This window comes from Microbacterium sp. AG157 (assembly GCF_003385695.1).
GTDB lineage: Bacteria > Actinomycetota > Actinomycetes > Actinomycetales > Microbacteriaceae > Microbacterium > Microbacterium testaceum.
The window spans coordinates 692,407-712,858 of record NZ_QRDK01000002.1 but is presented as its reverse complement, the minus strand read 5'-3'; the positions used below and the strand labels follow the sequence as shown (position 1 = coordinate 712,858).

The window sequence follows — 20,452 nt, the reverse complement described above, 5'->3', positions numbered from 1 at the left end:
GATGCCCTTCCTATCGAAATCGTTGACGTGAGGGTCAACGACGACGACTCGAGGACATTCCCGCGACGCGCGGGTTCAGCTGCCCCCGGAGAGGATGCCGATCAGTCCGCTGACGAGCAGCCACAGGCCGATGCCCGCCCCGGCGATCCAGATGACGACGGTGCCCGCGGGGTACTTCTTCTTCCCGTCGGAGCCACCCGGGGTCTCGGGGGCGCTCACGAGCGCACCATCGTGATGATCGAGACGATGAGCACGGCGAGACCTCCGATGACGGCGATGGCGGCGATGATGGGTCCTCCGCCGGCGAGGTAGGCGATGACGCCGAGGGCGAGGAAGAGCAGAGCCAGCACGATGCCGATGATCTGGTAGACGCGATAGCGCCGGCTGACCGGCGTGGTCTGGTGTTCGCTCACGGTGCCCCCTCCGCTCCAGGCTACCGAAAAGCTGTGCGCCTCCTGAGCCGATAGGCGGGGAATCGCCCGAGTATGCGGATCGCGGCGTACCGTGGGCGCATGCCACGCCCCGTACCCGACCCCGTCCTCCCCGGCCAGGAATCCGTGTGGGATTACCCTCGTCCTCCACGGGTGGAGCGCGTTCGCAAGCGCGTGCAGATCGATTTCGGCGGCGTGCGCATCGCCGACACGGACGACGTCGTGAGGGTACTCGAGACCAGCCACCCGCCCGTCTACTACGTGCCGATCGCCGCGTTCGGCGATGCCCTGACCCTCGGCGAGGGCGCCTCGTTCTGCGAGTTCAAGGGCGGCGCTCGATACTTCGACGTGCACGGCGGCGGGGGAGCGGTCGCACCTCGGGCAGCCTGGAATTACCCGCACCCCATGCCGGGGTACGAGCTGCTCGAAGACCGCGTCGCCGTCTACGCGGGCCCCATGGATCGTGTCGTCCTGGGCGGCGAGACGGTCCAGCCCCAGCCGGGCGGCTTCTACGGCGGCTGGGTCACGAGCGATCTCGCCGGTCCGTTCAAGGGCGTCCCCGGCTCGATGGGGTGGTGACCCGCGCCGCGAGGCGCCGAGAGGACCGCGACCGGATGCCGTGACTCAGTCGCCGCGGAAGGCCTGCGGCACGGCCGCGTGCAGGTCGGCGAGCCACACCCGCGCGTTGCCGTCCGAGGGGGCGCGCCAATCGCCGCGCGGCGAGAGCGACCCCGCGGGCGACACCTTCGGCCCGTTCGGAGTCGCGGAGCGCTTGAACTGCGCGAACCCGAAGAAGCGCGTGAGGAACACCTCGAGCCATTTCGCCACCGTGACGAGGTCGTACGTCGGACGCCCTCCCTCGGGGTAGCCGGGAGGCCAGGCACCGGCATCTGGATCCTGCCAGGCGTGCGCCGCGAGGAAGGCGATCTTCGACGGTCGGAAGCCGAACCGCAGCACGTGGTAGAGCGTGAAGTCGTGAAGGTTGTAGGGGCCGATGCGGTCTTCGGTGGACTGCATCCGGCCGTCCTGCCCCGCCGGAACCAGCTCGGGGCTGATCTCGGTGTCGAGGACGGCCTGCAGAACCTGCACGGTGTCGTCGCTGAGCTCCCCCGACGAGATCACCCACCGGATGAGGTGCTGGATGAGCGTCTTGGGCACCCCGGGATTCACCGAATAGTGGCTCATCTGATCACCCACGCCGTAGGTGGACCACCCGAGCGCGATCTCCGACAGATCGCCCGTGCCGACGACGATCCCGCCGTTCTGATTGGCGAGGCGGAAGAGGTAGTCGGTGCGCAGGCCCGCCTGCACGTTCTCGAAGGTGACGTCGTGCACGGGTTGTCCCGAAGCGAAAGGGTGCCCCATGCGCGAGAGCATCTCGGTCGCCGCGGGGCGGATGTCGATCTCTTCGATCGAGGCGCCGACCGCCTTCGCCAACGCGATGGCGTTGCCCTTGGTCTTCTCGCTCGTCGCGAAGCCGGGAAGCGTGTAGGTGAGGATGTCGCTGCGCGGACGCCCCATCCGGTCCATGGCGCGCGCGATGACGAGCAGGGCGTGCGTGGAATCGAGTCCGCCACTCACTCCGAGCACGGGCCGCGGGTTGCCGATCGCCTGCAGGCGTTGCACAAGGCCCGACACTTGGATGTTGAACGCCTCGTAGCAGTCCTGGGCGAGGCGGGCGGGGTCGTCGGGGACGAACGGGAAGCGATCGACGGCGCGGCGCAGGCCGAGGTCGATCGCGGGCGGGGCGAGCTCGAACGTCACCGAGCGGAACGCGGGGGCCGTCGTGCGGCGGTTGTCGTCGAACGTGCCCTGACGCAGGCGATCCTGACGGAGTCGGTCGAGATCGACGTCGGCGACACTGCGCCGCGGTCCGTCGGGGAAACGCTCGGTCGTGGCGAGCAACTGCCCGCCCTCGTAGATCATGGTCTGGCCGTCCCACGAGACGTCGTTGGTCGACTCGCCCTGGCCCGCGGCCGCGTAGACGTAGGCGGCGAGGCACCGCATCGACTGCGACTGCGAGAGCAGGTTGCGGTCGTCGGCGCGCCCGATCGTGATGGGGCTGCCCGACAGGTTCGCGAGCACGGTCGCCCCGGCCAGCGCTGCTCCGGACGAGGGCGGGATCGGTACCCACACGTCTTCGCAGACCTCGGCGTGCACCGTCAGACCGGGCACGTCGACCGCCTCGAAGAGGAGGTCGGGGCCGAACGGCACGGTCTCGCCCGCGACGCGGATGTGCTGGCCGGCCTGATCGTCTCCGCGGGCGTACCAGCGATGCTCGTAGAACTCCCGGTAGGTGGGCAGATACGCCTTCGGGGCGACGCCCAGCACTCGGCCGCGGTGGATCATGACCGCGCAGTTGAACAGGCGGTTGCCGTGGCGCAGCGGCGCCCCGACGAGCAGCATCGGGAGGAGGTCTGCGGATGCCAGCACCAGGCGCTCGAGGGCCGTCTCGACGGCGTCGAGGAGGGGATCCTGCATGACGAGGTCGTCGATGGCATAGCCGGTCAGACACAGCTCGGGGAAGACCGCGACGGCGACCCCCTCGGCGTCGCAGGCGCGCGCCGAGTCGAGCACGGCATCGGCGTTCGTGGCGGGGTCTGCGACCGCGACGGGGATCGTGCACGCGGCGACGCGCGCGAACCCGTGCCGGTACACGTTCTCGAACGGCAGATCGGTGATCACCCCCTCAGTCTGTCAGCACCCTCGGACACCGTGCAGCCCGGTTGCGGGAGCGACCTGCCTGTGGACCGGCGGCAGCCGATGTCGGTGGCCCCGATTAGCGTGGAACACCATGCGGTACATCGAGCAGAACGGGCGGATCGTCTGGAGCGCCAGCGACCTCAAGGCGGCGGCGGAGTGCGAGTTCGCGTGGCTGCGCGCCATCGACGCGAAGATCGGGCGTATCGCCCCCGTCGACGATCCCGAGGACGCCACCCTCGAGCGCGCGGCCCGCTTGGGGACCGCGCACGAACTGCGTGTGCTCGCCGCCGACCGCGCCCGCTTCGGCGCGGCGGTGCGCGAGATCCCCGCGGCGCGATCGTCCGATGCCGAGGCGCTCGCCGAGGCGGTGCGCCTCACCGACGAGGCGCTCGCCGACCCGTCCGTCGAGGTGGTCTACCAGGCCGCTTTCGCCACCGACGAGTTCGTCGGGTTCGCCGACTTCCTCGTGCGTGAACCGGAGACGTCGTCCGACGGAACGCGCCGGTGGATCGTGCAAGACACCAAGCTCGCGCGCCGGGCGCGCGTGACGGCGCTCATGCAGCTCGCCGCCTACGTCGATCAGCTCGATCGTCTCGGCGTACCGCGCTCCGACGAGGTGCAGCTGCTGCTCGGCGACGGGTCGACGAGCACGCATCGCGTCGACGATCTGCTCCCCGTCTTCGGCCTGCGCCGCGAGCGTCTGCGCGCCCTGATCGCCGACCGCCGGGTCGACCTCGGTGTCGCCGGTCCCGTGATCGCGTGGGGCGATTCGCGCGGCGATCTCGGCGTCATCGCGTGCGGCCGGTGCGCCACGTGCGAGCTCGAGGTCGTCGCCCACCGCGACCTGTTGCTCGTCGCGGGCATGCGGCCCGTCCAGCGCGATCGACTGCGCGCGGGTGGCATCGAGACGATCGACCGATTGGCGGCTGCGTCCGCACCGCCCGCGGCCATGAGCGCCGACACTTTCGCGTCGCTGCGCACACAGGCGCGCCTGCAACTCGAGAGCCCCGCCGGGGTCCCGGGCGCTGACGCGACCGCTCACGCCGTGCCGACGTTCGAGGTCGTCGCGCCGAAGTCGCTCGGCGTGCTGCCTCGGCCCGACCACGGCGACCTCTTCTTCGATTTCGAGGGCGATCCGCTCTACACCGAGGGTGTCGGCACGCACTGGGGCATCGACTACCTCTTCGGGTGGGTCGACACCCGAGAGAGCTATGGAGCCCTCTGGGCGCACACCTTCGACGAAGAGCGGGTCGCGCTCGAGCGTTTCCTCGACATGGTCGCGCTGCGCCGCCAGCAGTACCCGGGCATGCACATCTACCACTACGCCCCCTACGAACCGACGCACCTGCTCGCGATGGCCGCCCGATACGGCGTCCGCGAGGCCGACGTCGATCGGCTTCTGCGCGACGGTGTCTTCGTCGATCTGTACCCCGTCGTCCGGAGGGCGCTGCGGGTGGGGTCCCGTTCGTACTCGATCAAGAAGCTCGAGCCCCTGTACATGGGCGACGAGGTGCGTACGAGCGACGTGCAGCGCGGCGACGACTCGATCGTGAAGTACGTCGAGGCCCGTGCGCTCGCCGCCGACGGCGATTCGGTCGCCGCACAGCACGTGCTCGACGACCTCGCCGACTACAACCGCTACGACTGCGTCTCGACGCGGCGCTTGCGTGACTGGCTCGTCGATCGCGCTCGGGAGTCGGGTGCCGTGCCCTCGCCCGGGGCTGAGCCCGACGAGCAGGTCTACGAACCGTCCCCCCGAGCGACCGCTCTGCAGAGGTGGGCGGCCGAGGCGACCGCTCCCGGTGCCGCCGACCCCCGTCCCGCCGACCCCGGTGCGATCGGAGCGGACGCGACCGCGCTCCGCCTCGCTGCGGCCGCCATCGACTACTACCCCCGCGAAGAGAAGACCTACTGGGCGACGCACTTCCTGCGTCTGCGCGAACCGCTCTCGGTGTGGGAGGAGACCCGCGATGTCGTCGTGATCGACGCTGAGCGCTCGCGCGTGGTCGAAGACTGGCATTTCCCCGAGTCGGGCCGCGGATCGCAGCGTCGCCTCGTCGAGCTCCGCGGTGAGGTCGCCCCCGGAACGCGCCTCAGCGTCGACGGCGAGCCCTACGCGGTCTACGACCTTCCCGCGCCCTTTCCGCTCGAGACGCGCCCTCGATGGATCCACGGCGCGCGCCGGGTCACCGTGCGCGAGGTGCTCGACGACGGGGCCATCGTCGAAGAGACCGCCGCCGACGGCGCGACCTGGGACGATCTGCCGCTCGCGCTCACCCCGCCCGCGCCTCCGCGCGCGGGCAATCAGCAGAAGGCGATCGACGCGTGGGCCGATGCGGTCCTCGCGGCCGCTCCGCGCATCCCCGCGGGAGCCGCCGCCGACATCCTGCGCCGCATCCCTCCGCGCACGCTGTCGGGGTCTCTCTCGCCGGTCACGAGCGTCGACGGAGCAACCGGCGACGACGAGGTCACCGCCATCGCTCGCAGCGTCGCCGACCTCGATCGCAGCTACCTCGCCGTCCAGGGCCCTCCCGGTACGGGAAAGACCTACGTGGGTTCGCACGTGATCGCACGCTTGGTCGCCGAGCGCGGATATCGCATCGGGGTCGTGGCGCAATCCCACGCGACCATCGAGCACATGCTCGATCAGGTGATCGCGGCCGGTGTGCCGGCATCCCGGGTCGGAAAGGCTCCGAAAGACCCGGGCGCTCCGCATGCCTTCACCGTGCTTCCCAAGAACGGCGTCGCGGCGTTCACCGCCGAGAACGTCTCGACCGGCTTCGTCGTCGGGGGGACCGCGTGGGACTTCAGCCACGAGGCGCGCATCCCGCGCGGGAGTCTCGACCTCCTCGTCATCGACGAGGCAGGACAGTTCTCGCTCGCCTCCACGATCGCCGTGTCGCTCGCGGCCCAGCGTCTGCTTCTGCTGGGCGACCCGCAGCAGCTGCCGCAGGTGAGCCAGGGCACGCACCCCGAGCCCGTCGACACCTCGGCCCTCGGCTGGATCATCGACGGCGCCGAGGTCGTGCCGGAGGAGTTCGGCTACTTCCTCGCCCGCACGCGCCGCATGCATCCCGCCATCGCCGAGCCGGTGTCACGGCTGTCGTACGAGGGGCGTCTCGCTGCGCACCCCTCCACCGCCCTGCGTCGTCTCGACGGCGTCGAGCCCGGCCTGCACGTCGTTCCGGTGCGGCACAGTGGCAACTCGACGTTCTCGCACGAAGAGGCCGCCGAGGTTGCGCGCGTGGTGTCCGAACTCGTCGGACGCGAGTGGACGGGCGCCGAGGGGGGAGCCGGAGATTCCGCCGCCGTGCTCGAACCCCGCGCGCTGCGGGCAGACGACATCATCGTCATCACCCCGTACAACGCTCAGCAGGTCGCCGTCGAAGAAGCTCTGGCCGCCGCGGGCTTCGCCGACGTGCCGGTCGGTACGGTCGATCGGTTCCAGGGCAAGGAGGCGGTCGTCGCGATCCTGACGCTCGCCGCGTCATCGGGCCGGGAGGCGCCGCGCGGGCTGGAGTTCCTGCTGCTGCGAAACCGCATCAACGTCGCGATCTCGCGCGCGATGCAAGCCGCCTACGTGGTGTACTCGCCGGCCCTGCTCGACGATCTGCCGCGGACCCCCGAGGGGGTCGCGCGGCTCAGTGGATTCGCTCGACTGGTGGGCGATCAGGCCGTGCCGTAGAGGCGGTCGCCCGCGTCACCGAGACCGGGCACGATGTAGCCCTTCTCGTTGAGGCGCTCGTCGACGGCACCGAGCACGAGGGTGACGTCGTGGCCCTCGACCTGCTTCTCGATCGCCGCGACGCCCTCGGGCGCGCCCAGCAGGCAGATCGCGGTGACGTCCTGCGCGCCACGCGCGAAGAGGAACTTGATGGCCGCGCCGAGCGAGCCGCCGGTCGCGAGCATGGGGTCGAGCACGAAGCACTGGCGGTCGCTGAGGTCGTCGGGCAGGCGCTCGGCGTAGGTCGTCGGCTCGAAGGTCTCTTCGTCGCGCACCATGCCGAGGAAGCCGACCTCGGCGGTGGGGAGGAGCTTCACCATGCCCTCGAGCATGCCGAGGCCGGCACGCAGGATCGGCACGACGATCGGGCGGGGCTCGCTGATCTTCACGCCCGTGGTCGTGGTGACCGGGGTCTGGATCTCGACCGGGTCGACGCGTACGTTGCGGGTCGCCTCGTAGGCGAGGAGCGTCACGAGCTCCTCGGTGAGCTGGCGGAAGACCGGAGACGAGGTCTGCACGTCACGCAGCACCGTGAGCTTGTGGGTGATGAGCGGGTGATCGGCGACGTGGACACGCATAGGCTCAAGGCTAACCGCTCCACCCGCACGCCACCGCCCCCGATTTCCGGAGTCCCCGTGACGCCCACCACCGTCGACCTCGCCGCGATGCGGCGGGCGTTCGAACTCGCCGACGCCGCCGCTGCCGGCGGGGACGTTCCGGTGGGCGCCGTCGTCGTCGACGCCACTGGTCGCATCATCGGCGAGGGACGCAACCTCCGCGAGGTGACGGGGGACCCCACCGCACACGCCGAGGTCGTGGCGCTGCGCGAGGCCGCCCGCCACCTGGGCTCGTGGCACCTGACCGACTCCACGCTGGTCGTCACCCTCGAGCCGTGCGTGATGTGCGCGGGGGCGATCCTCCAGGCACGCATCGGGCGTGTCGTCTTCGGATCGTGGGATGCCAAGGCAGGGGCCGCAGGGTCTCTTTACGATGTCCTGCGTGATCGGCGTCTTCCTCACCGCGTCGAGGTGGTCGGCGGCGTCGAGGAGGATCGGGCCGCCGCGCAGCTGCGGGCGTTCTTCGAGGATCGCCGCTGATCGCTCAGCGCGGGAGCAGGGGAAGGACCTCGCCCCCGATCTGATCGGCATGATCCACGTCGCGCAGGTCCATGAGCTGGAAGTACACCCGCTCGGCGCCGAGGGCCCGCAGTCGTTCGACCTTCTCGGCGACCTGCTCGGGCGTGCCGATGATGTTCGCGCCGTCGTCGAACTGCTCGCGCGTGCGGCCGATCGCCTCGGCCCTGCGCGCGATCTGCGCGTCGTCCGACCCGACGATGGTCGGCAGGGCGACCGAGAGTTTGAGCGTCTGCGGGTCGCGGCCGACCGCCTCGCACGCGGCGCGCACGACCGCGAACTTCTCGGCCACGACGTCTTCCGCGACGAAACCGATGTTGTATTCCGTGGCGTATCTCGCGGCGAGAGCGGGGGTGCGCTTCGGCCCGCCGCCTCCCACGATCACGGGCACCGGCGATTGCACCGGCTTCGGCAGCGCCGGCGCCGCGTCGAGCGTGTAGTGCTTCCCGCGGAACGTGAAGGTCTCGGCATCCGGAGTCGACCAGAGACCCGTCACGACCTGGAGCTGCTCCTCGAGCAGGTCGAAGCGCTTCGCCGGGAAGGGGATGCCGTAGGCCGCGTGCTCGCGCTCGAACCAGCCGGTACCGAGGCCCAGCTCGACGCGTCCGCCCGACATGGCGTCGACCTGCGCGACCTGGATCGCGAGGATCGCCGGGACGCGGTAGGTCACCGACGACACGAGCGTGCCCAGGCGGATGCGAGAGGTCTCGCGCGCGAGGCCGGCGAGGGTCGTCCACGCATCGGTAGGGCCGGGACGCGGATCGCCGTCGCCCATGCGCAGGTAGTGGTCCGAGCGGAAGAAGCCGTCGAGGCCGTGCTGCTCCGCCGAACGCGCGAAGGCGAGTTGGTCGTCGTAGGAAAAGCCCTGCTGGGGCTCGGTGAACAGGCAGTACTCCACGGGGGCCTCCGGGGGCGGGATGGGGGAACGTCAGTCGGCGGAACGCAGAATGATCGCCTCGGTCGGCGGCGCCGGGTCGGCGGGCCGACCGACGTAGCCGATGTGCGTCAGCAGCGCCTGGCGGAACTGCGCCGGTCGCTCGAGGTGCACGGAGTGCCCGGCTCCCTCGACGGACACCTCGGTGACCTCACCGCCCTTCTCGGCGTAAGCGGCGAGCACATCCCGCGTTTGCGAGACCATGGGCTGCGCGGGGGCGACGTCGGCGCCGGGCCAGTCGGGAACCACCCCGAGCGCACCCAGGTGATTGACGTCCGAGAACGACGCGTCCGACACGATCGCGTCGGCGGTGCCGTGGATCCACAGGATCGGGGGCTTGTCGGCGAGGTCCACGATTCCCGAGACATCGAAGTAGGTCGGGGCCAGCGCGTTGAGCACACCGGTCGTGCCGGGGGCGAAGCCCGGCCAGGTCGAGGTGGCGATGGAATCGCCCGGGTAATTGCCGGTGGCCGTCGAGGTCGACAGCATCGCCTCGACCCACACGTCCTCGTGCTCGCTCTGGTAGCCCGCGGCGACGTAGCCCGAGCGGAACACGGAGCGCGGCGAGGTCGGGGCCTCAGCGGTCGTGTCGTGGTCGATGAGTCTCTGGATGAAGTCGGGGTTCGCGGCCCCCGCTCCGGTACCCGCGCCCTCGTCGTTCAGGCGCGAACCGTCGCGCCGCGTGCCGCCGAAGCCGTAGGGCGATACGGGTGACTGCAGCGTGAGAGAGAGAACGGGGTGATCGAGCGCGTACTGCTGCACGACGGCACCGCCCATCGACCAGCCGACGAGGTGAGCGGCCGGGATGCCGAGGGCCTCGAGCGTCGCGTGCAGATCGTCGCTGAAGTCGCGCACGCCGCGGGTGGCGTCGATGGGGCTGTGCTCGGTCCGACCGAAGCCGCGCAGGTCGACGGCGAGGACGCGGAGTTCGCTCGGCAGGTCCTGCATGATCTCCTGCCAGAACAGCGAGGACGCGACGTGACCGTGCACGAAGACGACCGTGTGCTCGGGAGAGGTGGCGGGGCTGTCGCCGACGCGCTCGAGCACGTTCACCCCCAGCCGGTCGGTCTCGACCAGGCGGGCGGTGATGCCGTCGAAGAGAGTCATCGCTAGTCCTCCGTGTCGCTCGCCGGTGCTCCGGCACACCGTTTTCCGACTCTAACGCGCGCCCCCATCAGTCGCACTCAGACTTGCCCCGCGGGCCGAGCCCGGTTCGTAGACTGGCTCGCATGACGGATGCCACGACCTCGCTGCCCCCGATCGCGATCCTCGGAGCCGGTTCCATGGGAGGCGCGATCCTCCACGGCCTCGTCGCGTCCGGCCTCGCCGGGGGAGGGGTGACGGCGACCAACCGTTCGATCGCGAAGGCCGCTGAGCTCGCCGACCTCGACGGGGTGACCAGCGTCGCTCTCGAGGTGAATCCGGCGGGCAACACCGATGCGGTGGCCGCCGCCGACATCGTGCTCGTGGGTGTCAAGCCCGCCATGGTGCCCGACCTGCTCGACGAGATCGCCCCGCACCTGCGACCCGGCGCGATCGTGGTGAGCCTCGCCGCGGGCGTCACCCTCGACACGTTCGCCGCGCACCTCGGCGAGGGCGTCGCCACGCTGCGTTCCATGCCCAACACCCCCTCGCTCGTCGGCAAGGGCGTCACCGGTCTCGCCGCGGGGTCCGCCGCGACCGCCGATGACGTCGCCCTGGTCCGAGCGCTCTTCGAGACCGTGGGGTCGGTCCTGGAAATCCCCGAGTCGCAGATCGACGCCCTCTCGACCATCTCGGGCTCCGGCCCCGCCTATGTCTTCCTCCTGGTCGAGGAGTTCACGCGGGCGGCCGTGCGGATGGGCTTCGATGACGATCAGGCGCGTCTGCTCGCGGAGCAGACCTTCATCGGGGCGACCGCGCTCCTGGCATCCGCCGATGTGGATCCCGCCGAACTCCGACGCCGTGTCACCAGCCCGAAGGGCACCACCGAGCGCGCCGTGGCCGTCTTGCAGGATGCCCGCCTCGACGACACGTTCACCACCGCCGCCCACGCCGCCCTCGCCCGGGCGAAGGAGCTCGCCGAGGGGAACTGACCATGCGCCTGCGGTTCACCGGGACGATCTGGTACTGGCGCGGCCCCGCGCCGTTCCACTTCGTCTCGGTGCCCGAGGCCGAGGCCGCGATGATCGCCGAGGTCGCCGCGGTCGTGACGTACGGGTGGGGGATGATCCCGGCCTCCGTGACGATCGGCCGTACGACCACGACCACCTCGCTCTGGCCGAAGGACGGCGGTTACGTCGTTCCGGTGAAGAAAGCGCTCCAGGATGCCGAGGGCCTCTGCGTCGACGACGAGGTCGAGGTCACGCTCGACATCGACGCCTGAGTGCGGCGCCGGGCGCTCAGCGGTCGAGCGAGGCGAACCGCTCGATGTCGGAGTTCGTCCCCGACACGATGATGAGGTCGTGGTTGGTGACGACCGTGTTGGCCTCGGCGTAGCGGAACGGCCGGCCGGGACTCTTCACGCCCACCACCGTCACGTTGTACTTCGACCGCACGCCGGACTCGTTGAGTCCCACCCCGCGCACGAGCTTGGGTGGATACATCTTGGCGAGCACGAAGTCGTCGTCGAAACGGATGAAGTCGAGCATGCGGCCGCTGACCAGGTGGGCCACACGCTCGCCGGCCTCGGCCTCGGGGTAGATGACGTGGTTGGCGCCGACGCGGGAGAGGATCTTGCCGTGCGACTGCGAGACGGCCTTCGCCCAGATCTGCGGCACCTTGAGGTCGACGAGGTTGGCGGTGATGAGCACGGAGGCCTCGATGAGCGAGCCCACGGCCACGACCGCGACCTGGAAGTCCTGGGCGCCGATCTGGCGCAGGGCATCGATGTTGCGGGCGTCCGCCTGGACGGCGTGCGTGACGCGTTCCGACCACTTCTGCACGAGCTCGAGATTTCCGTCGACGGCCAGGACCTCGCGATCGAGACGGTCGAGCTCCCCGGCGCAGGCGGCGCCGAAGCGGCCGAGCCCGATCACCAGGACGGGCGCGTCACTGCGGATGCGTTCAACCAACGATGGGCCTTTCCACGGGGAGCGCGTACAGCTGCGACCGGGACGACGCAGCCACTGCCGCAGCGAGTGTCACTGTACCAATGCGCCCCATGAACATCGTGGCCGCCATCACGTACTTCGCGGCTTCGGGGAGCTCGGCGGTGAGGCCCGTCGACAGGCCGACGGTCGCGAACGCCGAGACCACGTCGAACAGAACGTGCTCGATGGGGGCGTCGGTGATGCGGCTGATCGTGACGGTCGAAAGGGCGACGATCGTCGCGCCCCACGCGACGACCGAGAGGGCGACGCGCTGGACGTCGCTGGGGATACGGCGACCGAACGCCTGGACCGACGGGCGCCCCTTCGCCTCGGAGAACACCGCGAGGGCGAGCACGGCGAGCGTCGTGACCTTGATGCCGCCCGCGGTGGAGGCGGAACCGCCCCCGACGAACATCAGCATCGAGCCCACGATGAGGGTCGCGCCGTTGAGATCGCCGATGTTGATCACGCTGAACCCGCCGGAGCGCGTCATGGCGGAGAGGAAGAACGCCTGGAACGTGGTGTCCCACGCATCCATGCTCCCGAATGTGAGGGGGTTGTCGTATTCCAGCAGCAGAATGACTCCGGCTCCGGCGAAGAACAGGATCACCGTCGTGATGATCGTGAGCTTCGCGTGCAGGGACCACAGGCGGAAACGCCAATAGTGCCGCCACAGTGTGAAGATCACCGGGAAACCGATGGATCCCAGGAACACGCCCGCCATCAGCACCGAGAGGAGGAAGTAGTCCTGCGCGAAGGGCGTCAGCCCGTCGGGATTCGGGACGAATCCCGTATTCGTGAACGCCATCGCCGCGTAGTACGGAGCCTCCCACAGAGCCACGAAGGGATTGATCCCCCCGACCACCAGCGAGGGGTAGATGAGGACGGTGAGTCCCGCTTCGATCACGAGCGTCGACAGCGCCACCGTGCGAAGAAGCTGGCCGACCTCGCCGAGGCGTACGGTCTGACCCTCGTTGACCGGACCGCCGTGGACCCGGAGGGGGTTGCTGTCGCCCGCGGCGATGAGCTTGGCGCGCAGCCCCAGCCGCTTCGAGATGACCAGGCCGAGGATCGAAGCGAGGGTCAGGACACCCAGCGCGCCGACGTTGACGCCGATATAGGTGATGACACGGCCCAGGGGCGAGAAGTCGGAGTACATGTTCAGCGTCGACAGTCCCGTGACGCAGATCGTCGACACCGCGGTGAACAGGGCGTCGGCGAAGGGGATGCGTTCACCGGTTGCGGACGCCGCGGGGAGCGAGAACAGCACGGTGAACAGCGCGATGAGCGTGACGAACACGAGCACCGCGAATCGCGCGGGTGAAGCGGTCGTCAGGTTGCGCAGACGATCCCATGCCTCGTAGGCGATGCGACGCAGCCGCGCAGCCCGTCGAGCCTCGTTCGGCGTCGCCGCCATGCGCCGCTCCCTTCGGTGCCCGAACCCGAATCATGGTACTCGGGCCGGGGCGCCGCTAATCTGATGCCATGGCGGACATCTTCGACGTGATCGCTGACGGAACGCGTCGCGACATCCTTCAGCTGCTCCTCGACCGGGCGACCGGCGGCGAACGCGGGACGAGTGTGTCGCAGATCGTCGCGGCCCTCGGTGTGAGTCAACCCACCGTCTCCAAGCACCTCAAGGTGCTGCGTGAGGCCGAGTTGGTATCCGTTCGCGAAGAAGGGCAGCACCGCTATTACAGCCTCGCGGTCGCCCCGCTCGACGAGGTGGACGACTGGCTCGTGCCGTTCTTCTCGATCGACGAGGAGCACGAGCCGGCCCTCCCCGATTCCGCGATGCATGCCGCCGAAGTCGTGGGCCGCGCCGCCGCGTCGGTGAAGCACTCCTTCTCGACCGCGTTCCGCAAGCTCCCGGGGCGATGAGCCCCGCGGATGCCCGGAATCCCGGCATCCGTGAATCACATTCGTCACAGTGGGCCCATAGGTTTACAGCCGTCCCGGACAGACCCTAGAGTGTGGTCAGCATCAGGAGGGTGAGTTCACCCGGAACGAGGGGTGAGCGATGGCCGAGCTGCCGGACGTGCGGTTCTTGACGGTCGCCGAGGTCGCAGAACTCATGCGCGTATCGAAGATGACGGTCTACCGTCTCGTGCACGCGGGGGAACTGCCCGCGGTTCGTTTCGGTCGCAGCTACCGAGTGCCCGAATCGGCCGTCGCCGATGCCGTGCAACGACCGGTGTCCGACGTCGGCTAGACTGATCCGAGGCTTTTTTTCAACGCCTGCTGTTCCCGGGGGCCGAAATCGGCACCCAGACCCCGACTTAGTGAGGTTTTCCGTGGGTTCTGTCATCAAGAAGCGCCGTAAGCGCATGGCGAAGAAGAAGCACCGCAAGCTGCTTCGTAAGACTCGTCACCAGCGCCGCAACAAGAAGTAAAGCGGCCACCACACCGAGCGCCTGTCCGATTCGCGACGGGCGCTTCGTGTATCCGGTCCCGTTCGTCTCTCCGGAGGTAAGCATGCAGTCCATCTCGGTCCACGACCTGCACGCGGGGCGTGAACGCCCCCTGATCGACGTGCGCGAGGAGCACGAGTTCGCCGCAGGTCACGTCCCCGGCGCCGTGAACCTCCCGATGTCGACCATCGGGGAGCACCTCGACGCGCTCCCCGGTGAGCCCTTCGACGTCATCTGCCAGGCCGGCGGGCGATCCGCGCGGGTCGTCGAAGCCCTCACGGCGCGCGGACACGACGCGACCAACGTCGAGGGTGGCACGGGCGAGTGGATCGCCTCGGGCTACGACGTCGAGTCCTGAGCCGCGAGCGGACACGCCCGTCGCGCACCGGGTCTCGCCCTTCCCCTGCCTTCTAGGATGGTCAAGGTGACGACTCTCACGCTGATCGGAAAGCCCGACTGCCATCTCTGCGACGTGGCGGAGCAGATCGTCGAGACGGTCGTCGGCGGGCTCCCCGAGGGTGCCGCCGACCGCGTCACGATCACGCAGGCCTCGATCGCCGACGACGCCGCCCTCTACGACAAGTGGTGGGAGAAGATCCCCGTCGTCCTCATCGACGGGGAGCTCCACGCGCACTGGCGCGTCTCGGCCGACCGTCTCCGCGCCGCCCTTCTCGCGGCAGACACCCAAGGAGCCTCCGCGTGAGCATCCGTCACATCGTCCTGTGGAAGCTCTCGGCCGACGACGCCGATACGCGTGCGCTGCACGCGGAACAGATCGCCGAGCGCCTGTTGGCTCTCGACGCGGTCATCGACGAGATCCAGCACATCGAGGTGGGGCGCAACGTCGTCAGCCCGCAGTCGAACTGGGACGTCGCTCTGGTCAGCGAGTTCGCCGACGTCGACGCGCTCGAGCGCTACCAGGTGCACCCCGCCCACCAGGAGGTCGCAGCCTTCGTGCGCTCCGTCGTGGCGGACAGGGCTTCAGTCGACTACCCGTTCTGAGCGGGAGGCCCCTGCGGTTCCTCTTTCTTCGCCCGTTTATGATAACGGTTCTCAATATCGATAAGCTCTCGATCGGTTCACCCGAGCCTCCGACCGAGAAAGCTGTCCATGCCCCCACGTCTCCGTCGTCGATCGACGACTTCCCTGGCCGCCCTGCTGCTCACAGCGGCGACCGTATCCACCGCCTGTAGCGCCCCGCCGGTCGCATCGCCCGGCTCCGTCGACGACCGTCGAGTGCTGACGGCAACCGCTCCGGGGTGGGCCTCCAGCGCCGCCGAGGTGTCGCTCGACGCGCGCCTGACGGCCACCGTGCTGCTCGCCGACTCGGCGACGGCCGCGGAGACGAGCGCGGCGCGTTCGTGGCTCGAGACCGCCGGAATCGACGTCATCCGAGAGCGCGAGAGTGTCCGAGCGCTCTCCGTGACCGGACCGGCATCAGCGTTCGCCTCGGCCTTCGACACCGCCTTCGGCGAGACGACCGTGGACGGTCGCGCGGCCGTCGCGCCCACGCGCGATCTGTCCGTCCCTCGCCAGGCCGGTGCCATCGAGTCCGTCGCCGGTCTCGTCGACACCGACGCGATGAGCCCCAGCACCGACGCCGCTCCCGTGCGCAGCGACGACTGCGCCGCGTACTGGGGGCAGACGCTCTCGTCGTCGTGGCCGTCGTCGGTCCAGGTCGAGCATCGCTCGAATGCACTATGCGGGTACGGGCCCACGCAACTGCGCGCCATCCACCAGCTCCCGGCGGATGCACGCGGCGCGGGAGCGACCGTGGCGATCGTCGGAGTCTTCGACGACGACACGGTCGCCGCGAACACCGACGCGTACTTCGCGCGGGAGGGTCTGCCCACTCTCCGGGAGGGACAGTACACCCACCACGCTTCCGCGAACCCGGACGTCACCCGCTGCGGAGGCCCCTCGGCATGGACCGTCGAGCAGCATCTCGACGTCCAGGCGGTGCGCGCGATGGCGCCGGACGCCGACATCGTCTACTGGGGCGCCGACGACTGCCTCGCGGCGACGCTCTACCTGCGCGTTCTCGACGCCGTGGAAGCGCCCGTCACTCCGAGCGTGGTCTCGCTCTCTTTCGGTGGTCCGGAGGAACTCGACACCGATGCCGATCGAACTCTGCTGAACCGCGTCCTCGTCGAGGCCGCGTCTCGCGGTGTGTCCGTCTTCGCCTCGAGCGGCAACGACGGCGACTACTCCCTCGCCGGCGACCACCACGACGAGACCGACGTGGCCACCCCGGCCTCCAGCCCCTACGTCACCGCCGTGGGTGGAGCCAGCGTCGGGCTCGATGCCGACAACCGCATCGCCGTCGAGGCCGGGTGGGAGGTGCAGACCCGCTTCGCGCAGAACGGGGGCATCATCCCGCCGGGGTTCCTCTACGGTGCCGGGGGCGGGGAGTCGGCCTTCTACCCGCGCCCCAGCTGGCAGAGCGAACGCATCGCGCACTCCGGATCGGGGCGTCTCGTCCCCGACGTCGCCTCGCTCGCCGACCCCAACACGGGCTTCACCGTCGCGGTTCCCCGCAACGGAGCCGTGTCGTACGAAGCCCACGGCGGCACGAGCCTGGCAACGCCGATGGTGGCCAGCATGGTGGCGATCGCCAAGGCGCGCACGGGGGTGGACGTCGGCCTCGCCGCGCCCTTCCTCTACGCGCTGAGCGGGTCGAGCGCGATCCGCGACGTCGTTCCCGCTTCCGCCGGGACCTGGTACCGGCGTGACAAGAGCACCGGCCAACTGTGGCTCGAGACCCTGTACCTGTGGGACGCGCGCCCGCAATCCCTCCAATCCGCGACCGGGTGGGACCCGGTCACCGGTGTCGGCATCCCCACCGGAACCGATTTCCTCGACCGATTCGGAGCAGAAAAGTGATCACGCGTCCTCGCACCGGACTCCTCACCCTCGTCTTCGGCGCGGTCGTGACGGCCGCGATCGTCGCGGGCGTCGTCCCCGCGAGCGGAGCGGCGACGATCGCCTCGACCTCCGCCTCCGGCATCCAGATGCTCGATGCCGACGGCGGGGCGCTCCAGCAACCGGCGCCCCTCAGCGAATGGACCGGCGGGGCGACCGTGGAGAACTCCCTCGCTCAGACCGGCGACGTGCTGAAGCTCAACACCACCCGCACGACCGGGGTGACCGCTCGAGCCGCCTCGGATGGGGCGCAGGCGACGATCGACAGCGGACTCTTCCAGTTGCGGGACCGCGTCCCGATCGCTTTCACCGGTCTTCGTGCCAGCTGCGGGACCGATGGAAGCACATCGGTGACGTTCGACACCCTGACCGTCGACGGCAAGAACGTCTTGAACACGTCGAAGCTGTCGGCGGGATACACGGTCGCACTGCCGACGTCCGCCACATGGGGGTCGACGCGGCTGATCGTCGGGGAACGCACGGTCGACCGTGGCCGGGCCCAGGTGACGGCCCTTCGGATTGAGGCCGAAGCCGGGTGGTCGGAGATCTGGCGCGTGCGTCTCGGTGTCGCGGTCTGCGCTCCTGCGGCCCTCGCATCTCCCGCCCTGGTCTCGGGAGTCACCGTCACGGCGCCGAGTGGAGCCGTCCTCATTCCGGGAGCTCCGCACCTGGATGCCGAGGGGTCGGTCTCCGCACAGGCGGTGAGCGGAACCGCACCGGCGTCGACGGCCTCCGACGTCTCGGTCGCACACGCGGCGGACGGATCGAGCGCGGTCTCGGTCGGATCGTTCCGTCAGGTGCCGGATACGTCGTCCGTGGGGGACTACATGTGGTCGGCCCTGCGCGTGTACGGTCTGCGTCTCAGCGTCGACAGCGATGGTTCGTCGCGCCTGACCTTCGCCGATACGGGGTCCGCGGTCTTCGTCAACGGCATCTGGATCAACACGGGAACCGACCTCTACACGGGCGTGGATGCCACGGGCTCGCCGCGCGTGCGCGTGCACCTGAACGAGCGCGTCGCACAGAGCGACGGCAGCGTGCTCATCACCGCGCTGCGCTACGAGGACCTCACCGGTGCCTACCCTGCGGTCAGCCTCGGTGTCGTGCGGTGGTCTCCCGCGGCGGCCGGGCCGACGCCCACTCCCGAGCCGACGACGACCACCGCGCCGCCCCTGCCGCGGCGATACGCTTTCGCGGTCGACGCCACGGGCCCCTCGGCCATCGCCCCGGCGTTCGTCGCGGCGCCCGGGGAGACGATGACCGCTCACGTCGCATCGACCGGCGCCGATGCGACGGCGGTGACCGACGGTTTCGCCGGGCAGATCGCGGTGCGGGGCATCGAGACCTCCAGCTCCGATGCGGCTGCCTCGGTCGGGGTGGACGACCTCGTCCTGTACCCCGGGACGGCAATGGAGGTATCCCTGCGGGACGTGCGCCTCCGGGTCACCGCGGTCGGGACGACACTGACCACCGGGGGCGGAACGGTCGCCGGACAGACGGTTCCGGCGGGCGCGGTGGCGGCGGGGACCCGCTTCGCCGTGGCGGGGCGGACGGCGGTCGTCACGCTGAACGCGCAGGCGCTCGACGGGCAGGCGCAGACCGCTGTGGCGCTCCAAGTGGATGACCGTCGCGGCCTCGGTGCCCTCGTGCGCGTCGGCGTCGTCACGGCCGATGCTCCGCAGAACTCGTCGGATCCGGGGTCCGGGAGCCAGCCGGCACCGCAGCCTCGGCCCTCGGACGGCTCGTCTCCCGAGCAGTTGACGCCCGGCCCCATCGGCAAGGACGACGTCCGCGCCGTGGGCGGTGCCGCGGCATCGACGTCGACAGCGTTGGCGAAGACCGGCGCGGAAGTCTCGGCCGTTCCCGGGCTGATCATCGCGGGTGTTCTCGCGGCGGTCGGCGGCGGCGTCCTGATCGTCTTCACCCGACGCCGTCGCGCGGGACGCGGGTGAGGGAAGGGGCTCCGGGCGCGTCCCGGGGCCCTCTCCTGTCAGCCGATCGGCCGCACCGTCGCCGGCACGATCGCGAGGGCGAGGCGCACCGTGTCGCGGTCCTCGAGTCGCTGCTCGGGAGCATGCTCGACCACGACGCGGCTGCCGTCGCTCGTGAGGACCGTCGAGCGGCGGACGCTGCCCAGGAAGGTCGAGTCCTCGACCACTCCGTCGACACCGGGCGAGTCCGCCCCGACCAGCAGGACGTTCTCGGGGCGGACGACGACCTCGCAGTGACCGTCGTGCGCGGACTCCGCGAGGGGCAGCTCCTGGCCCCAGACCTCGACCGTGAGTCCCTCCACGATTCCGGGGACCGCGCTCACCGGTCCGAGGACCTCGGCGACCGCGGCGTCCGCGATGCGGGCGTAGACCTCGTCGGGGCGGCCCGCGGCCACGATGCGTCCCTCGTCCATGAGAACGAGGTGGTCGGCGACGGCCGCAGCCTCGGCGGTGTCGCGCGTCGCCCAGAGGGTCGTGACGCCGCGATCGCGCAGCTCGCGGACCAGCCGGTCGCGGGTCTCGGCGCGAGCGGTCGTGTGGAGCGCCGCGAGGGCGTCGTCGAGGACGAGGGCCTGCGGTCGTGCGGCCAGGGCACGCGCGAGAGCCCAGCGCTGTCGATCACCGTGCGAGAGGCGGCGCACGCTCTTGTCGGCGGGGTCGAGGCCCACGACATCGAGGAGCCGATCGGTCTCCGCCCGTGGGTCGTCGTCGCCGGCGTGCCGTGCCGCCGCCGAGATCGCCGCGCGAACGCGTCCGAAGCGAGCGACCGGCGTACGGTCGCGGACCTCCGCGATGCGGGGCGCTGCGGCGCCCGTGCGTCCCTCGACGATCACCGTGCCGGCATCCGCTCGCTCCACGCCACTCGCGACGCGGAGGAGGGTCGACGCTCCGCAGCCCGACGGGCCGACGAGGGCGACGATGGTCCCGGGCGCGACGTCGAGGTCGATGTCGCGCAGGATCGACACCCCGGCGCGCTCCCTGTGCACGCCCCGCAGGGCGATGGACCACCCCGATCGCGGCGCCTCCCCGAGAGGCGACGGATCCATGGGGGTGACGGCGACCATTCGCTCACGCTAGAAAGAGCGCATGACGCACGAACGCCCGGGCGGTGAACCCCGGGCGTCGCTCACTC

The 20,452-nt window shown here is 70.2% G+C and carries 22 protein-coding genes; 13 read left to right on the top strand and 9 right to left on the bottom strand.

From position 1 onward, the window contains the following. Positions 1–75: 75 nt before the first annotated feature. Together DEU35_RS17150 and DEU35_RS17145 are read right to left on the bottom strand one after the other, a co-directional pair. A complete protein-coding gene (locus DEU35_RS17150) occupies positions 76–219 on the bottom strand; it encodes a hypothetical protein (protein WP_170210685.1) in 144 nt (47 codons plus the stop codon). Beyond that, positions 216–413: a hypothetical protein gene (locus tag DEU35_RS17145; protein WP_103205839.1), complete on the bottom strand. Its 198-nt coding sequence runs from the start codon at positions 411–413 to the stop codon at positions 216–218. Before DEU35_RS17145 ends, DEU35_RS17150 begins: the two co-directional genes overlap by 4 nt. A 99-nt stretch (positions 414–512) precedes the next feature. Here DEU35_RS17145 and DEU35_RS09215 point away from each other — a divergent pair, with 99 nt between their 5' ends. Next, complete coding sequence (locus DEU35_RS09215; protein WP_116239300.1) at positions 513–1,010, top strand: DUF427 domain-containing protein; 498 nt, start codon at positions 513–515, stop codon at positions 1,008–1,010. A 45-nt stretch (positions 1,011–1,055) separates the two neighbouring features. On the opposite strand, the gene DEU35_RS09210 is transcribed toward DEU35_RS09215, so the two are convergent. Then, positions 1,056–3,116, bottom strand: coding sequence for an NAD(+) synthase (locus DEU35_RS09210; RefSeq protein ID WP_103205840.1), 2,061 nt, complete (start codon positions 3,114–3,116; stop codon positions 1,056–1,058). 109 nt (positions 3,117–3,225) lie between these two features. Here DEU35_RS09210 and DEU35_RS09205 point away from each other — a divergent pair, with 109 nt between their 5' ends. Next, positions 3,226–6,819 carry a bifunctional RecB family nuclease/DEAD/DEAH box helicase gene (locus DEU35_RS09205; RefSeq protein WP_116239299.1) on the top strand — a complete coding sequence of 1,198 codons (3,594 nt, stop codon included), beginning with the start codon at positions 3,226–3,228 and terminating at the stop codon, positions 6,817–6,819. On the opposite strand, the gene upp is transcribed toward DEU35_RS09205, so the two are convergent. Further along, positions 6,804–7,436, bottom strand: coding sequence for a uracil phosphoribosyltransferase (gene upp, locus DEU35_RS09200; RefSeq protein ID WP_103205842.1), 633 nt, complete (start codon positions 7,434–7,436; stop codon positions 6,804–6,806). The genes DEU35_RS09205 and upp overlap by 16 nt on opposite strands. Positions 7,437–7,523: 87 nt before the next feature. On the opposite strand from upp, the gene tadA reads away from it, so the two are divergent. Further along, positions 7,524–7,955 (top strand): tRNA adenosine(34) deaminase TadA, encoded by a 432-nt coding sequence (tadA, locus tag DEU35_RS09195; RefSeq protein WP_103206408.1) that lies wholly within the window; start codon positions 7,524–7,526, stop codon positions 7,953–7,955. Between the two features lie 4 nt (positions 7,956–7,959). On the opposite strand, the gene DEU35_RS09190 is transcribed toward tadA, so the two are convergent. Then, positions 7,960–8,889 (bottom strand): LLM class F420-dependent oxidoreductase, encoded by a 930-nt coding sequence (locus tag DEU35_RS09190; protein WP_103205843.1) that lies wholly within the window; start codon positions 8,887–8,889, stop codon positions 7,960–7,962. Positions 8,890–8,919: 30 nt separating this feature from the next. Further along, positions 8,920–10,032 (bottom strand): alpha/beta hydrolase, encoded by a 1,113-nt coding sequence (locus DEU35_RS09185; RefSeq protein WP_103205844.1) that lies wholly within the window; start codon positions 10,030–10,032, stop codon positions 8,920–8,922. A gap of 122 nt (positions 10,033–10,154) precedes the next feature. Here DEU35_RS09185 and proC point away from each other — a divergent pair, with 122 nt between their 5' ends. Together proC and DEU35_RS09175 are read left to right on the top strand one after the other, a co-directional pair. Then, complete coding sequence (proC, locus tag DEU35_RS09180) at positions 10,155–11,000, top strand: pyrroline-5-carboxylate reductase (RefSeq protein WP_116239298.1); 846 nt, start codon at positions 10,155–10,157, stop codon at positions 10,998–11,000. Between the two features lie 2 nt (positions 11,001–11,002). Next, entirely contained in the window at positions 11,003–11,290 is a 288-nt protein-coding gene (locus DEU35_RS09175; protein ID WP_103205846.1) for a DUF1905 domain-containing protein, read from the top strand. Positions 11,291–11,306: 16 nt separating this feature from the next. On the opposite strand, the gene DEU35_RS09170 is transcribed toward DEU35_RS09175, so the two are convergent. After that, positions 11,307–11,978, bottom strand: a complete 672-nt coding sequence (locus DEU35_RS09170) for a TrkA family potassium uptake protein (protein WP_116239297.1) — start codon at positions 11,976–11,978, stop codon at positions 11,307–11,309. Beyond that, complete coding sequence (locus DEU35_RS09165) at positions 11,971–13,413, bottom strand: TrkH family potassium uptake protein (RefSeq protein WP_116239296.1); 1,443 nt, start codon at positions 13,411–13,413, stop codon at positions 11,971–11,973. The genes DEU35_RS09170 and DEU35_RS09165 overlap by 8 nt, the downstream gene beginning before the upstream one ends. Before the next feature lie 68 nt (positions 13,414–13,481). Here DEU35_RS09165 and DEU35_RS09160 point away from each other — a divergent pair, with 68 nt between their 5' ends. The 8 genes from DEU35_RS09160 to DEU35_RS09125 all read left to right on the top strand — a co-directional run bounded on the left by DEU35_RS09160 (position 13,482) and on the right by DEU35_RS09125 (position 19,281). After that, on the top strand, positions 13,482–13,877 hold the full coding sequence (locus tag DEU35_RS09160) for a helix-turn-helix transcriptional regulator (protein WP_103205848.1): 396 nt from the start codon (positions 13,482–13,484) through the stop codon (positions 13,875–13,877). A gap of 139 nt (positions 13,878–14,016) precedes the next feature. Continuing rightward, a complete protein-coding gene (locus tag DEU35_RS09155) occupies positions 14,017–14,208 on the top strand; it encodes a helix-turn-helix domain-containing protein (protein WP_103205849.1) in 192 nt (63 codons plus the stop codon). Between the two features lie 82 nt (positions 14,209–14,290). Continuing rightward, a complete protein-coding gene (locus DEU35_RS09150) occupies positions 14,291–14,389 on the top strand; it encodes a 30S ribosomal protein bS22 (protein ID WP_003792170.1) in 99 nt (32 codons plus the stop codon). An 82-nt stretch (positions 14,390–14,471) separates the two neighbouring features. Beyond that, positions 14,472–14,765: a rhodanese-like domain-containing protein gene (locus DEU35_RS09145; protein WP_103205850.1), complete on the top strand. Its 294-nt coding sequence runs from the start codon at positions 14,472–14,474 to the stop codon at positions 14,763–14,765. Between the two features lie 66 nt (positions 14,766–14,831). Continuing rightward, positions 14,832–15,110 (top strand): glutaredoxin family protein, encoded by a 279-nt coding sequence (locus tag DEU35_RS09140; protein ID WP_103205851.1) that lies wholly within the window; start codon positions 14,832–14,834, stop codon positions 15,108–15,110. Further along, entirely contained in the window at positions 15,107–15,409 is a 303-nt protein-coding gene (locus DEU35_RS09135) for a Dabb family protein (RefSeq protein ID WP_103205852.1), read from the top strand. Before DEU35_RS09140 ends, DEU35_RS09135 begins: the two co-directional genes overlap by 4 nt. Before the next feature lie 108 nt (positions 15,410–15,517). After that, a complete protein-coding gene (locus DEU35_RS09130) occupies positions 15,518–17,290 on the top strand; it encodes a S8 family serine peptidase (RefSeq protein WP_116239295.1) in 1,773 nt (590 codons plus the stop codon). Further along, complete coding sequence (locus tag DEU35_RS09125) at positions 17,287–19,281, top strand: hypothetical protein (RefSeq protein WP_116239294.1); 1,995 nt, start codon at positions 17,287–17,289, stop codon at positions 19,279–19,281. The genes DEU35_RS09130 and DEU35_RS09125 overlap by 4 nt, the downstream gene beginning before the upstream one ends. A gap of 38 nt (positions 19,282–19,319) precedes the next feature. Here the strand turns inward: DEU35_RS09125 and DEU35_RS09120 are convergent, their stop codons facing one another. Then, complete coding sequence (locus tag DEU35_RS09120) at positions 19,320–20,384, bottom strand: ABC transporter ATP-binding protein (protein WP_103205855.1); 1,065 nt, start codon at positions 20,382–20,384, stop codon at positions 19,320–19,322. Positions 20,385–20,452 lie beyond the last annotated feature (68 nt).